The following is a 15,513-nucleotide window of genomic DNA, read 5'->3' as shown; positions in this document are numbered from 1 at the left end:
CAAAGCATGGCCCGCATCTACAAGACCCGCACCTGGCACGATGAACTCTCGCCTTCGATCGAGGAGATCGAGTTTCTGGCGCTGGAGGCGTACGCACATCTGCCGGACGATTTTCGCAAGCTGACCGGCGAGATCGTCATCATGATCGCCGAATTCCCGACCGACGAGATCATGGACGATCTGTCGCTGGAGACGCCGTTCGACCTGCTCGGCCTGTTCGAGGGCCGCGGCATCGCCGAGCGCTGGAACCCGCAGACCGGCGAAGGCCCGAACCGCATCACCCTCTACCGCCGCGCCATCCTCGACTACTGGGCCGAGAACGAAGAGACGCTGGGCGACATCGTCACCCATGTGCTGATCCACGAGATCGGTCACCATTTCGGCCTGTCGGACGACGATATGGAAAAGCTTGAAGAGGCGGCGGAGTAAGGCTGTGCGATATTCAGGTGGCGAGCCTGCTTGTGAAATTATACAAGTTTTGATATAAAGCCTGTATGCCGACCAAGCGACTGGAGTTTCTTGGAGATTCTCTTGCCAAGCTCCGGGCTTTTCCAGAGGCGGTGCGCAAGGAAACGGGCGTTCAACTGCACAAGGTTCAACTCGGATTTGAGCCAAGCGATTGGAAGCCGATGACGACGATAGGCCTAGGCGTACGGGAAATCCGTGTCCGAGACGATGCTGGCGCGATCCGGGTGCTTTACGTCGCCAGCATAGGTGACGCCGTCTTTGTCTTGCACGCCTTCCAGAAGAAGACGCAACAGACGGCGAAACGAGACCTGGCTCTTGCCGCATCGCGGTTCAGGCAAATTCAGTGAGACATGCTCATGGAACGTCAAAGCTTTGGAAATGTCTGGGATGCGCTGGAAGACACCCCGGCTCAGTCCGCCAACATGACTATGCGCTCCAATTTGCTGATCGCGATCGAACAGCGGGTGCGGAGTTGGGACGTTACCCAAGCCGAAGCAGCCAACCGGCTCGGGATTACCCAGCCACGCCTTAGCGATCTTCTGCGGGGCAGGATCGCGAATTTTAGTCTGGACACCTTGATCAATCTGGCCACACAGGCCGGACTTACAGTGCGTCTTGATATTGCCGAGGCAGCCTAGCGCTGTCTTAGACAACAGGCTGGCAAAGCTCGCCTACCAATCACTCAGCTTCGTATCCGGCCCGTATTCCTGGCCGTCGATATCCTTCACCACCGCCTGGCCGCAGCGCATCGATTTGGTCTTCTTGTCGTAGGCGTAGGTCGGCGAGCCGTACAGGTGCCAGCCCTTGTTCAGCGCCGCGGTCACCTTGTGGCAGAAGGTTGAATCGTCGGGGGCGGACAAAAAGCGGTAAAGTCTCATGGGTCAGATCCTGTCGTGAGTTCGTCTTTTCGGGGCGGATCATGCGCCGATGGCGGCGGCCTTCGCCAGCAATTTCTCGGCCTGCGCCAGGTGCAGCCGCTCGACCATCCTGCCGTTCAAAGCAATCACGCCCTTGCCGGCATTTTCTGGCAAGGCGAAGGCATCCTTCACCGCGCGCGCCTCGGCCAGAGCTTCGGGCGCGGGAGCAAAGGCTCGGTTGGCGGTTTCGATCTGGGCGGGGTGGATCAGCGTCTTGCCATCGAACCCCATGGCAGCGTCTTCCGTGCATTCGCGCGCAAACGCGTCGAGGTCGCGAAAATCGTTGGAGACGCCGTCGAGCATGTCGATGCCGCCGGCCCGCGCCGCCAGCACCATCTGCATCAGCCAAGGCACGAGGTAGCGCCGATCAGGCGTCGCCAGAATGCCGGTTTCCTTGACCAGATCGTTCGTTCCGGCCACGAAACAAGCTAGGCGCGAGGCCGGGTCGCGGCCGAGTTCGGCAATGGCGCCGATGTTGAGCATGGCCTTGGGCGTCTCGATCATCGCCCAGAGCTTGACGCTGTCGGGGGCAAAATTATCGTCGAGCACGTCGCCGACTTCGAGGATATCGCGCGGCGTGGCGACCTTGGACAACAGGATGCCGTCGGGCTCGAATTTTGCCGCGGCGAGCAGGTCTTCAGTGCCCCATTCGCTGGACAGCGCGTTGACGCGCACGATCATTTCGCAGCGGCGCCCATGCTGATTGGCAACTGGTCGGCTGGCGAAAATGCCGGCCAATTTGTCCCGCGCGGCGACCTTGTCGGCGGGCGCAACGGCGTCCTCGAGGTCGATGATCACCGCATCGCAGGCCAGCGTCGCGATTTTGGCCAGCGCCTTGTCGTTGGAGGCGGGGACGTAAAGCACCGAGCGGCGCGGGCGGTAAGGTTCGCTTGTCATGGCCGATCTATGCCGCGTGTGGGCGGGGGAGGCAAGCGTCCGACCGGTACCTGATGACGAGCCAACCGCGAAAGCTTGCGCTGCCCCGCCCGTCCCGCAGCAGTTGCGGAAGGGGGGCCTTTCCTCTCCCCCGTCGATCGGGGGAGAGGTGTCGAGCGAAGCTCGACGGAGTGAGGATCGACGGAGTGGATGTCGACCCTTGGGGCGCAAGGCGAGGCGATGTTTGCACCGAATGCCCTTCCTGTGTCCGTTCGCGGCGATTGCCAGGTGGTTCCCCCACTCCGTCTCGGCTTCGCCGAGCCACCTCTCCCCCCTCCGGAGGGAGAGGAAAGGAGCCTGGCTGGGACAGCGCCAACGTCCGGAAAGATTGGGGGGGAGCACCCCGGCCGTAAGCGCAGGTCCTGCACGAAAACTGCACATCCCTGCGGAAAACCTCCTCCGCTCCGCCCCGCCGTTTCCATGCGAGCCCGTGACAACAGCGGCATGCAACAGCGAAACGCTCACCTTTGGTCCTTGCCCTATCGCCTGCGCAGCGAAAGCTGGTGGCTGGTCGATCCGCCTCGCACGGAGGCCGGCCTTTGCCTGGAGGCAAGCCTGCTCCCTTTTATCCGCCCACCGGCCGAGCGGACCCAGCCCATCAGGAAAATCCGCGCATGACATCGTTTGCAAGCTTTTCCAGCCGCTTCGGCATCACCGTCCTGCTCGTGGCGCTGGCGGATTTTTTCTTTTACGGCCAGCCCGCCGGGATCACGGTGCTGCTGTTTGCCATCCTGATCGCCGGCGCGGTCGTCGTCGTGCATCCGTCCGCCCTGAACTCCATGAGGCCGTGGCTCAAGCCGGCAGCCCTGTTCGTCGCGTTGCTGCCGCTGGCTGAAAATGTCAGCGTGCTGTCGGTCGCGATCGCGCTTTTGGCGTTGATCGTGTTTGCGCTGTCCCTGTCCGGGCGGCTACGGCACGGCATCGCCCGCATTGCCGGCCAGGTCGCGCTGTTCCTGCTGGCGGCGCCGCTACGCCTTATCCGTGACTTTTTCCAATGGCGCCGCACGGTGCGCCGGCTTGGCGGCCGCCGCATCCGCCTGGCGTCCATCACCGTCTGGGTCATGCCGGTGACGCTGGGCGCGGTGTTCCTGCTTTTGTTCGGCGCCGCCAACCCGGTTATCGAATACTGGCTGTCGCTGATCGACCTGATGAAGCTGCTCGATCTCATCCAGCTGGCGCGGATCGTCTTCTGGCTGCTCGTGCTCGCCGGCGTCTGGGCTTTCCTGCGGCCTCGCCTGCCGCGTTTCCTGCGCCGCCTTCCACCTTTGACGCCGTCTGCAGCCGTGACCGCGCCGGCCGTGCAAAAATCCACAACGATCGAGGCCGTCGTCTTCGGCAAGGCCGCGATCCTGCGCGCGCTGATCGTCTTCAACGCCTTGTTTGCGCTGCAGACGGGGCTCGACGCAGCCTATCTCTGGGGTGGGGTCGCCCTGCCGGACGGGTTGAGCTATGCCGCCTATGCGCATCGCGGTGCCTATCCGCTGATCGCCACGGCGCTGCTGGCCGCCGGCTTCGTGCTGGCGGCGCTGCGGCCGGGCAGCGAAACCTCAGGTGATCCGCTGATCCGCCGGCTGGTCTATGCCTGGGTGACGCAGAACATCGTGCTGGTCATCTCGTCGATTCTCAGGCTCGATCTCTATATCGGCGTCTATGCACTGACCTACTGGCGCATCGCCGCCTTCGTCTGGATGGGGTTGGTGGCGTCAGGGCTTGCATTGATCATTGCCCGCATCGCGCTTGGAAAATCCAACGAATGGCTGCTCTCCGCCAATCTTGCGACGTTATCGGCGACGCTTTATGCCTGCTGCTTCATCAACTTCGCCGCAACGATCGCCAATTTCAATGTCGACCATTCCCTTGAAATGACCGGCGACGGCACGCCTATCGATACCGAATATCTGCGCTCGCTCGGCGCTGCCGCCATGCCGGCGCTGGACCGCCTCTACATGCACCAATTCGGAAACCAAACCACCTATCTGGCCGATCAAATGATGATCGACGACACTATCGCCGAGCAGAGGCAGTGGCGCGCCTGGAGCTTTCGCGGCTGGAGGCTCGTGCAGGTTCTCGACAAGAGAGGTCCGCTCGTGCTTCCTCCACCTACCCAGCCCTCGCAACCTTCAGTGCCGGACCGTTAGATCCATGCCGCATCAGATCCTGGTCGCCGACGACGATCCGCACATACGCGAGATCATCTGCTTTGCGCTGGAAAAGGCCGGGATGAAGACGCAAGCCGTGTCCGACGGCGCCGCGGCCCTGCAGGCGATCGAGCGCCGCGTGCCCGATCTCGTCGTGCTCGACATCGGCATGCCGGAGATGGACGGGCTGGAAGTCTGCCGGCGGCTGAGGCAGCGCTCCGATGTGCCGGTACTGTTCCTGTCGGCGCGAGACGAGGAGATCGACCGCATCCTCGGGCTGGAAATGGGCGGCGACGACTATGTGACCAAGCCGTTCAGCCCGCGCGAGCTGGTGGCGCGCGTCAACGTCATCCTGCGCCGCGCCCGCCCGGTGGCCCCGGACCCCGCCGGTGACAAGAACTTTGCGCATGGCAAGCTCAGCCTGGTGCCGGCCAGCCACGGCGCCAGTTTCGACGGCAAGGCGCTGGCGCTGACGGCGATCGAGTTCTCGATCCTCAGGGGATTTCTGGCGCGGCCGGCGCATGTGCTGGGCCGCGACCTGGTGGTCGCCAGCGCCTATGCCGCCAACATCCACGTCGCCGACCGTACCGTCGATAGCCACATCCGCAACATCCGCGCCAAGCTGGCGGCGGCGGGCTGTCTCGACGCCATTGAAACCGTGCATGGTGTCGGTTTCCGGCTCGGCCGATGCGGCGCCTGAGCGACGCCAAATGGATCGGCACCAAATGGCGGCCAAGGCTGGCCACGGTGGTTCTCGCCATCCTCATCATGGTGCTGGCGCTGCCGCTGGTCGGCCTGTTCTTCTTCCGGCTTTATGAAAACCAGCTGATCCGCCAGACCGAGGGCGAGTTGATCGCGCAAGGCGCCATCATCGCCGCCATCTATGCACAGAATATCAGTGACGCCGCCATTGCCCCGGAGAAGCTAGGGGTGCCGATGCAGGCTGACAGCGGCGATGCCAGCCGCGGCGACGACTCGCCTTACCAGCCGATCGAGCCGAGCCTCGATCTCGCTTCCGACTACCTGCTGCCGACCCGACCCGCCGGCATCGCCGCGGCCATCGATCCAGCCTTCGCGGCGATCGGCGCCAGCCTGTCCGGCATTCTCGACACGACGCAAAAAACCACGCTGGCCGGCTTCCGGCTGCTCGATCCGCGCGGCGTTGTCATTGCAGGGCGCGACGAGGTCGGACTATCGCTGGCCAATGTCGAAGAGGTGCGCACCGCCCTTGCCGGCCACTACGCCAGCGTGTTGAGACAAAGAATTCCCGACCAGCCGCCACCGCCCCTCTATTCGGTCAGCCGCGGCACGAAAGTTCGCGTCTTTGTCGCCATGCCGATCGCGGTCGACGGCCATGTCGCCGGCGTGATCTACCTGTCTCGAACGCCGAACAACATCGTCAAGCATCTCTATGGCGAACGCGGCAAGGTGACGCTGGCGGCCATCGCCATGCTCTCTGGCACGCTGCTGATCGCGCTGGTGTTCCTGCGCACCGTGAGCCGGCCGATCTACGCGCTGATGGAGCGCACGAGGCGCATCGCCGCCGGCGACCGCGACGCGATCCGGCCGCTCGACCATCACGGCACGCGCGAAATGGCCGAGCTGTCCGCGGCCTTTCTCGACATGGCCGAAAAGCTGCAGGCGCGCTCCGACTCGATCCAGACCTTTGCCACCCATGTCTCGCACGAGCTCAAATCGCCGCTGACGGCGATCCAGGGCGCGGCGGAACTGTTGCGCGATTCCGGCGAGGCGATGGATGCCGTCGAACGCAAACGGTTTTCCGGCAACATCGTCACCGATGCCGGAAGGCTCAATCTGCTGGTACGGCGCCTGCTCGACCTGGCACGCGCGGAAAACCTGGCGCCGAGCGGCGAGAGCACATCGCTTGATGCGGCGCTGGCATTGCTGCCGGTGGACGGCAGGCTGGCTGTTACCATCGAGACGGGCGGCGAAATCGGTCTGCGCATCTCGGCCGAGAATGCGGCGATCCTGCTTGCCAACCTGATCGACAATTCGGCCAGGCACGGCGCGACCCAGGTTTTGCTGGCGGCTGGCAGCGCCGAGGGCAAGGTGACCATTGCAGTCAGCGACGACGGCGCCGGCATCTCGCCGAGCAACAGGGCACGCATTTTCGAGCCGTTCTTCACCACGCGGCGCGAGTCCGGCGGGACCGGCATGGGCCTCGGCATAGTGCTGGCCCTCCTGAAAGCGCATGATGGCACGATCGCGCTGGTTGACTCCGGGCGCGGCACGCGCTTCGAGATCATTGTGCCGGCGGCGTGAAGGATGCCGGCGGCCGGATTGGAGAACAAAGTGCGCTACGACACCGTCATCATCGGCGGAGCCATCGTCGGCTCCTCGGTCGCCTATTATCTGCGCGAGGAAGGCTTTTCCGGCTCCATCGCGCTGATCGAACGCGACCCGCAATTCGCCCATGCGGCAACGACGCTGTCCATGGCCTCGATCCGTCAGCAATTCTCGATTCCGGAAAATATCCGGCTGTCGCAGTTCACGCTAAACCTGTTCCGGCGACTGAAGGAGACCTTCGGCACCGATGCCGATATCGGTTTTCGCGAAGGCGGCTATCTCATCCTGGCCGGCGAGGCCGGGTTGCCGATCCTGAAAGCCAACCACGAGGCGCAGGTCGCCGAGGGCGCCGACATTCTGCTCGAGGACGCCGACCAGCTGGCAAAGCGCTTTTCGTGGCTGTCGACGGAAGGCATCAGCGCCGGCGCCTTCGGCGCCAGCGGCGAGGGCTGGTTCGACGCTCATGCGATGCTGACGCTGTTCCGCAAGGCGCTGCGCGACAGACAAATCGATTTCATCGCCGCCGACGTCACCGGCATTGAGAGGCAGGGCAACCGCGTCACCGGCGTGGACCTCGACAATGGCGAAAGACTGCAAGCCGGCATCGTCGTCAACGCCGCCGGGCCGAATGCCGGCAAGGTCGCCGCTCTTGCCGGGCTCGCGCTGCCGGTCGAGCCGCGCAAGCGCAACGTCTTCGTCTTCGAGGCGCGGGAAAAATACGCCGACATGCCGCTTCTGGTCGATCCCTCCGGCATCTATGTCAGGCCGGAAGGCTCGGTCTATCTCACCGGTGGCGCCGAGCCGGAAGAGGGCGACGGTCCCGCCGACCCAGCTGATTTCGACGTCGACTGGCCGTTGTTCGAAGAGGTGATCTGGCCGGTGCTGGCAACCCGCATCCCCGCCTTCGAGGCGATCAAGCCGACACGCGCCTGGGCCGGCCACTACGACTACAACACGCTCGACCAGAACGCGGTGATCGGACCGCATCCCGAGGTCGACAATTTCATCTTCGCCAACGGGTTTTCGGGGCATGGCCTGCAGCAGGCGCCGGCGGTCGGCAAGGCGCTGGCGGAGTTGATCGTCCATGGCGGTTATCGCACGGTGGATTGCTCGGCGTTTGGGTACAGCCGCGTGGCTGAGGGCAGGGCGTTCCGGGAATTGAATGTGATTTGAAGGGCGCTGGGTTCCCCTTCTCCCCTTGTGGGAGAAGGTGTCGCCGAAGGCGACGGATGAGGGGTGTTCCAGGGAAAGCCAACGTCTCACTCTGCTGGAACACCCCTCATCCGTCTCGGCGCTATCGCGCCGATCCACCTTCTCCCACAAGGGGAGAAGGAAGAAGCAGCGCTACTCCACCATCGCACCGACAGCCAGCGCATTGCCCAGCGCATGCCCACTGGCCGTATTGTCGAAAATCCCCCAGACCTCGGCGACGGAAGCGACCGCTGCGTCCACTTGCCGACCAAACCGGTGGAGGCTTTCGGCGTCGTAATCCGAATAGTAGACACGAGGCGCGCCGTGCCAGCGGAAATAGGCAAGGCCAGTCCAGCCGCCTGGCATCGCCGCCTCAGGGACCGGGGCCGGGTCGGCGGCAACGCGCGTGATCCGGTTGTCGACAAGGAGTGCGTCGGCCTCGCAACTGAACCAGCTGGGATGGCGCGGCTCGCATACCAGTCTTGCCTGGCTACGCTTGCTCAGCATGTCGAAAAAGCCGCCGGCGACCTCCGGCTCGAAGGGCAGGCTTGGCGGCAGCTGCACCAGAAGCACGCTCAGCTTTTCGCCGAGACCTTCGACCTGCCCGAGAAAGTCCTCAGTCAGCGCCTCGCAATCGGCGAGGCGATGCTCATGGGTCATGCTCCTAGGCGTCTTGACGGCGAAGCGGAAGTGCTCGGGCACCGAGCGTGCCCAGCGCTCATAGGTCACGCGGCGGTGCGGCTTGTAGAACGAGGTGTCGATTTCGACGATCGAAAAGCGTTTTGCGTAGCGTTCGAGATGCGACCCGGACTCCGGAAAGTCAGCCTTGTATCGCCCCGGAATTCCCCAGCCGGCGGTGCCTATCAGAGATCGGCAGTTTCCCATGCTGGGGATGTGGACCGGATCAAGCGCGGGTCAAGGGTGCCAAGGAGGCGTTGCTCCGGAGGGCCCTGAACACCGTTCCGCATCGCCCAAGAACCTTGCCCGCCTTGACTGCCGGTCCCGATCGGCGATTGCGCCGGATGCGCTGTCAGTGCTTGCGTGAAAACCAGAACGCCTCGGCCATGCGCGTCATGCCGATGCGTTCATAGAAGCCGACGGCGTCGGGCATCGAGATCAGGCTGATGGCGACCGATGGTCCGAGCTCGCGCCGCGCGGCGTCCATCAACCCCTTGCCAATGCCGAGGCCTTGCACCGATTGCGATACGGCGAGCTCTGAGACGTAGCACACCCAGGAAAAGTCGGTGATGGCCCTGATAACGCCGATCAGCGGCCTGCCTTCGATGTCGAGCCGTGCGGTGAGCACCAGGTTCGCGCCCGAAAGCATCCCCTGCAGCCGGGCGTCGTCATCGACGGGGCGTGTTTCGCCGAGCGCGGATTCGACCAGCACGCGGCGGAATTCGGCGACGTCGAGTTTTGGCTCGCTGGCGTAAAGAATGCGGGACCGCTTAGTCATGATGGCCAGATTGCACCAAGGCCACGCGATTTCGAAGCCGTTTTTCCAGGTTCAGTTTTGACGTGTGGCATGATACAGCCATCGCGGCGGCCCGTAGCTCAGGGGAAGAGCGCCAGTTGTATGCTGGAGGCCCCCGGTCGAGACGGGGCGGGTCCGCCGCCAGCATCGCGCACGAACAGTTGCCTTTTATTTGCGCTCGGCTTTGTGTAAACGGAGCGCCAGCAATCCCCGCAACAAGAATACGGGCAAAAGCCATGGAAAAATTCACCAAGCTCACCGGCGTCGCCGCACCGATGCCGATCGTCAATGTCGACACCGACATGATCATCCCCAAGGATTATCTCAAGACGATCAAGCGCACCGGGCTCGGCAGCGGCCTGTTCGCCGAAATGCGCTACCTGGATGACGGCTCGGAAAACCCTGACTTCGTGCTCAACAAGCCGGCCTACCGCAAGGCGCAGATTCTGGTCGCCGGCGACAATTTCGGCTGCGGTTCGAGCCGCGAACACGCGCCGTGGGCGCTGCTCGATTTCGGCATTCGCTGCGTCATCTCGACCTCGTTCGCCGACATCTTTTACAACAACTGCTTCAAGAACGGCATTCTGCCGATCACCGTCAGCCCGGAAGACCTGGAGAAGCTGATGGACGACGCTTCGCGCGGCTCCAATGCGACGGTGTCGGTCGACCTCGAGGCCAAGGAAATCCGCGGACCCGATGGCGGCGTGGTCACCTTCGACCTCGACGACTTCAAGCGCCACTGCCTGTTGAACGGCCTCGACGATATCGGCCTGACCATGGAGAAGGCCGGCGCCATCGCCTCGTTCGAGAAGAAGAACGCCGCCGAGCGCCCCTGGGCCTGACAAGTACGATCAAAGACGATAACCCGGCCGTCGCAGGCCGGGTTCGTGGCGGCTGAACGGAGGGGACAGTCATGACACGTTTTCTTCTTGCCGGCGCCTGCGCGCTGGCGTGGATGCTGATGCCGGTGGCCGGCGCGCAAGCACAGACCGACAAGATACTCGTGCCGGCAGAAGATCCGTCCGCCGATCCGGGCGCGTCGAGCAATGCGGCCCTGGCGGACGATGACAGCCAGGGGCCGGTCCCGTTCGAGGGCGGGCAGCTGACCATTACCAAGCCAGAGCAGGATGGCGAAAAGGTGCTGGCCTATGACGGCAAGCAGCTGGCCAGCAATTACGACGTGTTCTTCGACAGAACAGTCAAGGTCGGCGGCGTCAACGTGGCGCTGGTCGATGTCGGCGACGGCGGCAACCAGTGCGGCCCGGCCAAGGTCATCGTCTGGAAGCCGGAAGGCGGCGAGATACAAAGCCTCAAGGTCGAACAGGACGAATGCGGCGCGCCGCCGGCGGCGGTGGCCGACAACGCCATCTATTTCGTGCCGTATCTGTTGCCGGGCGATACGAAGCAAGCGCTGCAATGGTCACCCAGCGACGGGCTGACGATCTCGGGCGACCTGACCTACGCGCCGGAGCCGGGTACGGACTGGAAGGACGTCGATCCGGCCAAATACCAGAACATCATCGACGCCTTCCACAATGAGGCCGTCTACAAGGCGGCGCAGACGCTGCTCGGCGACACCATGCCCGACATGGCGACCAGCCTGCTGGTCGGCGGCGGCACCGAAAAGACGGCGTCGGGCGCCTTCTACGCCACCGGCTGCGTGCCGCACTCATGCGGCAGCAATGACGGTTTCATGGCGGTCGACCCGGCCAAGCACACGCTCTACTTCGCCCGCCGCGGCGATGACGGTGAGCCGCAGGCCTGGCCTGACGTGAAGACCTGGCCGGCCGATGTGAAGGAAGCAATGGACAAGGCGCAGGGGAACTAGGTCTGACACAGCTGCGCCTGCGTGGTTTCGTCATCCACGGGCGAAGCGACGCGTAGCGGAGCGCAGACCCGAGGATCCATGCCGCGACCGTTGCCGGAGGCGCGCGGCGGATCAGAGTTCTTCACCGTGGCGACGCACCGACGTCCCGGCATGGATCCTATGGTCTGCGCCGCGTCGCTTCGCTCCTTGCTTCGCCATAGGATGACGAAGCCGCGGAGGATTCGGCTAATCCCCGAGGTTTGTGCCTTTGCCTTCGTGACAACGATTCACTCGGTTTGGCCCACGACCCGCCCGGCCCTTCTCTGCTAGACGGGCGCCTACGAACACAAGGAGGCCCCATGCGCACACTCATCTCCACCGGCTCCCCCTTCGAAAAGACCGCCGGCTATTCGCGCGCGGTGGTGCAGGGCGATTGGTGTTTCGTGTCCGGAACCACCGGCTACGACTACGCGTCCATGACCATGCCGGAGACGGTCGAGGCGCAGACGCGCAATTGTCTGGCGACCATCGCCGAGGCGCTGAGGGATGGCGGCTTCGACATGGCCGATGTGGTGCGGGCGCATTACTACATCACCGACCAGGCCTTCGTGGACGTGGTCTTCCCCATCCTCGGCGAGGCTTTCGGCGAGATCAGGCCGGCGGCGACGATGATCGTGTGCCAGCTCAACAAGCCGGAAATGAAGATCGAGATCGAAGTCACGGCGCTGCGGCGTACGGCTTGAGGAGGCAAAGCCATGACGGTCCGGCGCATCGTGGCCAATATCGGGACACCAGACGCGGCAGCGGCGAAACGCTTCTATCAGGACGTGCTTGGCCTCGATGTGCTGATGGATCAGGGCTGGATCGTCACCTTAGGCTCCGACGCACGGATGCAGGTGCAGATCAGCTTCATGGCCCAGGGCGGCTCCGGCACGCCGGTGCCGGACCTCTCCATCGAGGTCGACGATGTCGATGCGGCGCTGCAACGCATGAAGGCCGCCGGCTTTGCCGCCGAGTATGGTCCGGCCGACGAACCCTGGGGCGTACGGCGGTTTTATGTGCGCGATCCGTTCGGCCGGTTGGTGAATATTTTGTCGCACAAGTGATTTGTTCCTCTCCCCCGCCTCTGGCCACGGCGAGGAACCCAGGTCTTGAGACGCGGGCGCCGTCGTAGCGTTCTTCATCCCCTTGCGCTGCAAGCTCTTGGCGTTTAGCAAGGCCGCGGTTTCTCCAACAGCATTGGGACGGTTCTCCATGGCTTCGAAAAATCTTCTCCTGCTCGCCGGCGACGGCATCGGCCCCGAGGCGATGGCCGAGGTGAAGAAGCTGATCGCGGCCATGAACGCAAAGCTCGGCAGCGGTTTTGCCACTGATGAAGGCTTGGTCGGCGGCTGTGCTTACGACGCGCATGGCGCGGCGATTTCCGACGCCGACATGGCAAAGGCGATGGCTGCGGATGCGGTTCTGTTCGGCGCCGTTGGCGGGCCGAAATGGGACAAGGTGCCTTACGAGGTGCGTCCCGAGGCCGGGTTGCTACGGCTGCGCAAGGATATGGAGCTGTTCGCCAATCTCCGGCCCGCCATCTGCTATCCGGCGCTGGCCGCGTCCTCTTCGCTGAAGCAGGAGGTGGTCGAAGGCCTCGACATATTGATCGTGCGCGAGCTTACCGGCGGCGTCTATTTCGGCGAGCCCAAGCAGATCATCGATCTCGGCAACGGCCAGAAGCGCGGCATCGACACGCAGGTCTACGATACGTTCGAGATCGAGCGCATTTCGGGCGTCGCCTTCGAGCTGGCGCGCACCCGCAAGAACCATGTGACATCCATGGAGAAGCGCAACGTCATGAAATCCGGCGTGCTGTGGAACGAGGTCGTCACCCAGACCCAGAAGACTCGCTATGCCGACGTCAAGCTCGACCACATGCTGGCCGATGCCGGCGGCATGCAGCTGGTGCGCTGGCCAAAGCAGTTCGACGTCATCGTCACCGACAATCTGTTCGGCGACATGCTGTCCGACATCGCCGCCATGCTGACCGGATCGATCGGCATGCTGCCGTCGGCCTCGCTCGGCGCGCCCGATGTGAAGACCAAGAAGCGCAAGGCGCTGTACGAGCCGGTGCATGGCTCGGCGCCCGACATTGCGGGACAGGGCATCGCCAACCCGATCGCCATGATCGCGTCGTTTGCCATGTGCCTGCGATATTCCTTCGGCATGGTCGATGAGGCCGACAAGCTCGAAGGCGCAATAGCCGCCGTGCTCGACGACGGGCTGCGGACGAAGGATATTTTGTCCGAGGGCATGACCGAAGTCGGCACTGTCGCAATGGGCGATGCCATCATCGCCAAGTTCCTGGCTTAGCGGCCGACTCAGCGGATCTCGCCGGCCAGCCGTTTCAGCAGGCCGACGAGTTGCGCCTCGTCCACGGCTGAGAAAAAAGCAGCGTCGGCGGCTTCGACGGCGACGATAGCGCGCTGGACTGCGGCCGTCCCCGTCGTGGAGACGCGGATCACCTTGGCGCGGGAATCCCGCGGGTTGGTGTCCCGCACAATCAGTCCCTTTGCCTCGAGCCGGGCGACGACGTCCGATGTCATCTTCACCTCGGTGCCGGCCTGGGCGGCGAGCTGCACCTGGTTAGGCGGCTCGCCATAGCGGCCGAGCCACATCGCCGAAGCCAGCAGCACGAACTGGACATGCGTAAGGTCAAGCGGGGCCAGCGCCGCCGTCATGACGCGCTGCCAGCGCATGGTGGTTCGCCAGAGCAACAAGCCGGGGCTCTCGGATGGTCCGCTGAAGCGCGTTTGCAGATCCCCCCGATCAGCCACCGTTCGCCAACTCCCTTGCCTGCTCGAACAGTTTGGCCATCGAAGTGTCGAAATCGCCGCTGATCTGCGGCCCGAGCTCTGGTCCGACCTCGGCGGCCGATGGGCCGGAAATCTCGAGGCGATGCGTCACTTGAGTGCCACCCTCGACCGGCGTCAGCGTATGCCTGAACAGCAGTTTCGTGTCGCCGAACGAGGTCTCGTCGGCATACGTCACAGTGTCGACAAGATCGACGATCGTCGATTCGAAGGTGTCCTGCCCGACGGGCGTTACAGAGAGGCGGGTGCCCTTGGCGAACGGGCCGTGCAGCACGAACGTATCGGACCCTTCGCAGGTGAGGCGGCCTTCGTGCAGCGCCTTGAGCGCGTTCCAGATGGCCTGCGCCGAAAGGGGGGAAATTGCGGTGTACTCGTTGGTCCACATTTGTCTTGGCTCCATCATCCGTTTTCGATGGTCGATTTGATGAGTGCACAGGTTATCTGTGCGCAGACTAAATGGCAAGAGAAATATTTTGTTCGCCCGGTCAAAACAGCAGCTGCCTTCCTGGCTGCGACCTAAGCCATTGTTAAAGCACGGCTGTCCGCAAACAGCCGGCAGTTCATTCCTGGTGCGGTCTAGGCTCCGCCTCCTCCAGGCACCGGCCCCCACTGATTTTCGTGGCCTTGGGTCGGGATCAATCCGAGGATCAGCGCGAGAATCAGCGTGGCCGGAGCAAACATGAAGGTGATTACGAAGTAAGGTATTGCCAGCCAGCCGGTCAGGCCGATGTCGTGCAAGCGGCGCACGACGAGCCCGACCCAGGGCAGGAACGTCGCCAGCCAAAACAGCCCCCAGACGCCGATCATCACAATCGGCCAGTTGCCGGCATCGAAATTGCCGACGGCCTGGTCGGCGAGGGCGCCGGCAATTCCGACCAGGATGAAGCTGACGGTCCAGAACAGGCAGTAGCCCCAAAATTCCTTGCGGCGGGCGCGTTCGGCGAAGTTGATGTAGTTGCGCGTCACGCCTCGCCAGAAATAACCCGGCAGTCCGCTATCGCGAACCGCGCCGTTTTCCGCCAGGCGGCCGAAATGCTGTGGCGCGGCTGAAGCGGCAGCCGCCTTGGGCGGCGCGGCGCTTGCCGCTGGCGCAGCGGTGGCGGGACTGGCGGGCTGGGCGCGGATTGAAAAAACGTCGCGCGCCTGACCGCTTGCCGGCAGAAACTCGACCACGGCGCCGTTCGCGATCACGGTATCACGGCGCTGATCCTCGCGCGCGAAGGTGTAGCGGTTGCCGTCCGCCCCGGTGATGAAGCCGAAACCCTGGGCCTCGTCATAGTGAAGAACTTCGCCGCGCATTTAGCCTCGCCCCCGTGCAGGCACAGACTGTTCAAAGTTGCGGTGGACTGCAAGGGGTTGGACGAAATGGAGGGTAAACGGTTCAGGCATGAGTTGCTTCATTTTCCCGTCCGTTGGC

Annotated in this window: 19 protein-coding genes; 12 read left to right on the top strand and 7 right to left on the bottom strand. The window is 63.7% G+C overall.

The window, feature by feature from the left end; genetic code table 11:
- The first annotated feature begins 6 nt into the window (after nucleotides 1-6).
- From ACYG97_RS23005 to ACYG97_RS22995, 3 genes are all read left to right on the top strand, one after another.
- Complete coding sequence (locus tag ACYG97_RS23005) at nucleotides 7-429, top strand: metallopeptidase family protein (RefSeq protein WP_023673918.1); 423 nt, start codon at nucleotides 7-9, stop codon at nucleotides 427-429.
- A gap of 65 nt (nucleotides 430-494) precedes the next feature.
- Nucleotides 495-815 carry a type II toxin-antitoxin system RelE/ParE family toxin gene (locus ACYG97_RS23000; RefSeq protein ID WP_023732849.1) on the top strand — a complete coding sequence of 107 codons (321 nt, stop codon included), beginning with the start codon at nucleotides 495-497 and terminating at the stop codon, nucleotides 813-815.
- A gap of 9 nt (nucleotides 816-824) precedes the next feature.
- On the top strand, nucleotides 825-1,106 hold the full coding sequence (locus ACYG97_RS22995; protein WP_023732850.1) for a helix-turn-helix domain-containing protein: 282 nt from the start codon (nucleotides 825-827) through the stop codon (nucleotides 1,104-1,106).
- 33 nt (nucleotides 1,107-1,139) lie between these two features.
- On the opposite strand, the gene ACYG97_RS22990 is transcribed toward ACYG97_RS22995, so the two are convergent.
- Together ACYG97_RS22990 and ACYG97_RS22985 are read right to left on the bottom strand one after the other, a co-directional pair.
- Nucleotides 1,140-1,346 carry a DUF1737 domain-containing protein gene (locus ACYG97_RS22990; RefSeq protein ID WP_023673921.1) on the bottom strand — a complete coding sequence of 69 codons (207 nt, stop codon included), beginning with the start codon at nucleotides 1,344-1,346 and terminating at the stop codon, nucleotides 1,140-1,142.
- A 39-nt stretch (nucleotides 1,347-1,385) separates the two neighbouring features.
- Nucleotides 1,386-2,282: an HpcH/HpaI aldolase/citrate lyase family protein gene (locus tag ACYG97_RS22985; RefSeq protein WP_023732851.1), complete on the bottom strand. Its 897-nt coding sequence runs from the start codon at nucleotides 2,280-2,282 to the stop codon at nucleotides 1,386-1,388.
- 653 nt (nucleotides 2,283-2,935) lie between these two features.
- Here ACYG97_RS22985 and ACYG97_RS22980 point away from each other — a divergent pair.
- From ACYG97_RS22980 to ACYG97_RS22965, 4 genes are read left to right on the top strand one after another with little or no spacing between them, the layout of a single operon-like run.
- Nucleotides 2,936-4,459: a DUF4153 domain-containing protein gene (locus ACYG97_RS22980; RefSeq protein WP_023732852.1), complete on the top strand. Its 1,524-nt coding sequence runs from the start codon at nucleotides 2,936-2,938 to the stop codon at nucleotides 4,457-4,459.
- 4 nt (nucleotides 4,460-4,463) lie between these two features.
- Nucleotides 4,464-5,159, top strand: a complete 696-nt coding sequence (locus ACYG97_RS22975) for a response regulator transcription factor (RefSeq protein ID WP_023671682.1) — start codon at nucleotides 4,464-4,466, stop codon at nucleotides 5,157-5,159.
- The gene (locus ACYG97_RS22970) at nucleotides 5,147-6,742 is read left to right on the top strand and encodes a HAMP domain-containing sensor histidine kinase (protein ID WP_023732853.1); all 1,596 of its coding nucleotides are present in this window, start codon (nucleotides 5,147-5,149) and stop codon (nucleotides 6,740-6,742) included. The genes ACYG97_RS22975 and ACYG97_RS22970 overlap by 13 nt, the downstream gene beginning before the upstream one ends.
- A gap of 30 nt (nucleotides 6,743-6,772) precedes the next feature.
- A complete protein-coding gene (locus ACYG97_RS22965) occupies nucleotides 6,773-7,939 on the top strand; it encodes an NAD(P)/FAD-dependent oxidoreductase (protein ID WP_023732854.1) in 1,167 nt (388 codons plus the stop codon).
- A gap of 171 nt (nucleotides 7,940-8,110) precedes the next feature.
- Here the strand turns inward: ACYG97_RS22965 and ACYG97_RS22960 are convergent, their stop codons facing one another.
- Together ACYG97_RS22960 and ACYG97_RS22955 are read right to left on the bottom strand one after the other, a co-directional pair.
- Nucleotides 8,111-8,842, bottom strand: a complete 732-nt coding sequence (locus ACYG97_RS22960) for a DUF72 domain-containing protein (protein WP_023732855.1) — start codon at nucleotides 8,840-8,842, stop codon at nucleotides 8,111-8,113.
- A 145-nt stretch (nucleotides 8,843-8,987) separates the two neighbouring features.
- Nucleotides 8,988-9,413: a GNAT family N-acetyltransferase gene (locus ACYG97_RS22955; protein ID WP_023732856.1), complete on the bottom strand. Its 426-nt coding sequence runs from the start codon at nucleotides 9,411-9,413 to the stop codon at nucleotides 8,988-8,990.
- Between the two features lie 254 nt (nucleotides 9,414-9,667).
- On the opposite strand from ACYG97_RS22955, the gene leuD reads away from it, so the two are divergent.
- The 5 genes from leuD (at nucleotide 9,668) to leuB (ending at nucleotide 13,596) form a co-directional block, all read left to right on the top strand.
- Nucleotides 9,668-10,273 carry a 3-isopropylmalate dehydratase small subunit gene (leuD, locus tag ACYG97_RS22950; protein ID WP_023732857.1) on the top strand — a complete coding sequence of 202 codons (606 nt, stop codon included), beginning with the start codon at nucleotides 9,668-9,670 and terminating at the stop codon, nucleotides 10,271-10,273.
- A gap of 71 nt (nucleotides 10,274-10,344) precedes the next feature.
- On the top strand, nucleotides 10,345-11,259 hold the full coding sequence (locus ACYG97_RS22945) for a hypothetical protein (protein WP_023732858.1): 915 nt from the start codon (nucleotides 10,345-10,347) through the stop codon (nucleotides 11,257-11,259).
- A 338-nt stretch (nucleotides 11,260-11,597) separates the two neighbouring features.
- A complete protein-coding gene (locus tag ACYG97_RS22940; RefSeq protein ID WP_023732859.1) occupies nucleotides 11,598-11,981 on the top strand; it encodes a RidA family protein in 384 nt (127 codons plus the stop codon).
- 12 nt (nucleotides 11,982-11,993) lie between these two features.
- A complete protein-coding gene (locus ACYG97_RS22935; protein WP_023732860.1) occupies nucleotides 11,994-12,344 on the top strand; it encodes a VOC family protein in 351 nt (116 codons plus the stop codon).
- Between the two features lie 148 nt (nucleotides 12,345-12,492).
- Complete coding sequence (leuB, locus tag ACYG97_RS22930; protein ID WP_023732861.1) at nucleotides 12,493-13,596, top strand: 3-isopropylmalate dehydrogenase; 1,104 nt, start codon at nucleotides 12,493-12,495, stop codon at nucleotides 13,594-13,596.
- Nucleotides 13,597-13,604: 8 nt separating this feature from the next.
- Here the strand turns inward: leuB and ACYG97_RS22925 are convergent, their stop codons facing one another.
- The 3 genes from ACYG97_RS22925 to ACYG97_RS22915 all read right to left on the bottom strand — a co-directional run bounded on the left by ACYG97_RS22925 (nucleotide 13,605) and on the right by ACYG97_RS22915 (nucleotide 15,395).
- Entirely contained in the window at nucleotides 13,605-14,003 is a 399-nt protein-coding gene (locus ACYG97_RS22925; protein WP_245259985.1) for a MarR family winged helix-turn-helix transcriptional regulator, read from the bottom strand.
- 49 nt (nucleotides 14,004-14,052) lie between these two features.
- Complete coding sequence (locus ACYG97_RS22920; protein ID WP_023732862.1) at nucleotides 14,053-14,481, bottom strand: SRPBCC family protein; 429 nt, start codon at nucleotides 14,479-14,481, stop codon at nucleotides 14,053-14,055.
- Nucleotides 14,482-14,672: 191 nt separating this feature from the next.
- Nucleotides 14,673-15,395, bottom strand: a complete 723-nt coding sequence (locus ACYG97_RS22915) for a DUF805 domain-containing protein (protein WP_023732863.1) — start codon at nucleotides 15,393-15,395, stop codon at nucleotides 14,673-14,675.
- Nucleotides 15,396-15,513: the final 118 nt, after the last annotated feature.

The organism is Mesorhizobium sp. W067 (genome assembly GCF_054719525.1).
The sequence above is the reverse complement of the archived record's forward strand: the minus strand, read 5'-3'. Positions and strand labels throughout refer to the sequence as shown.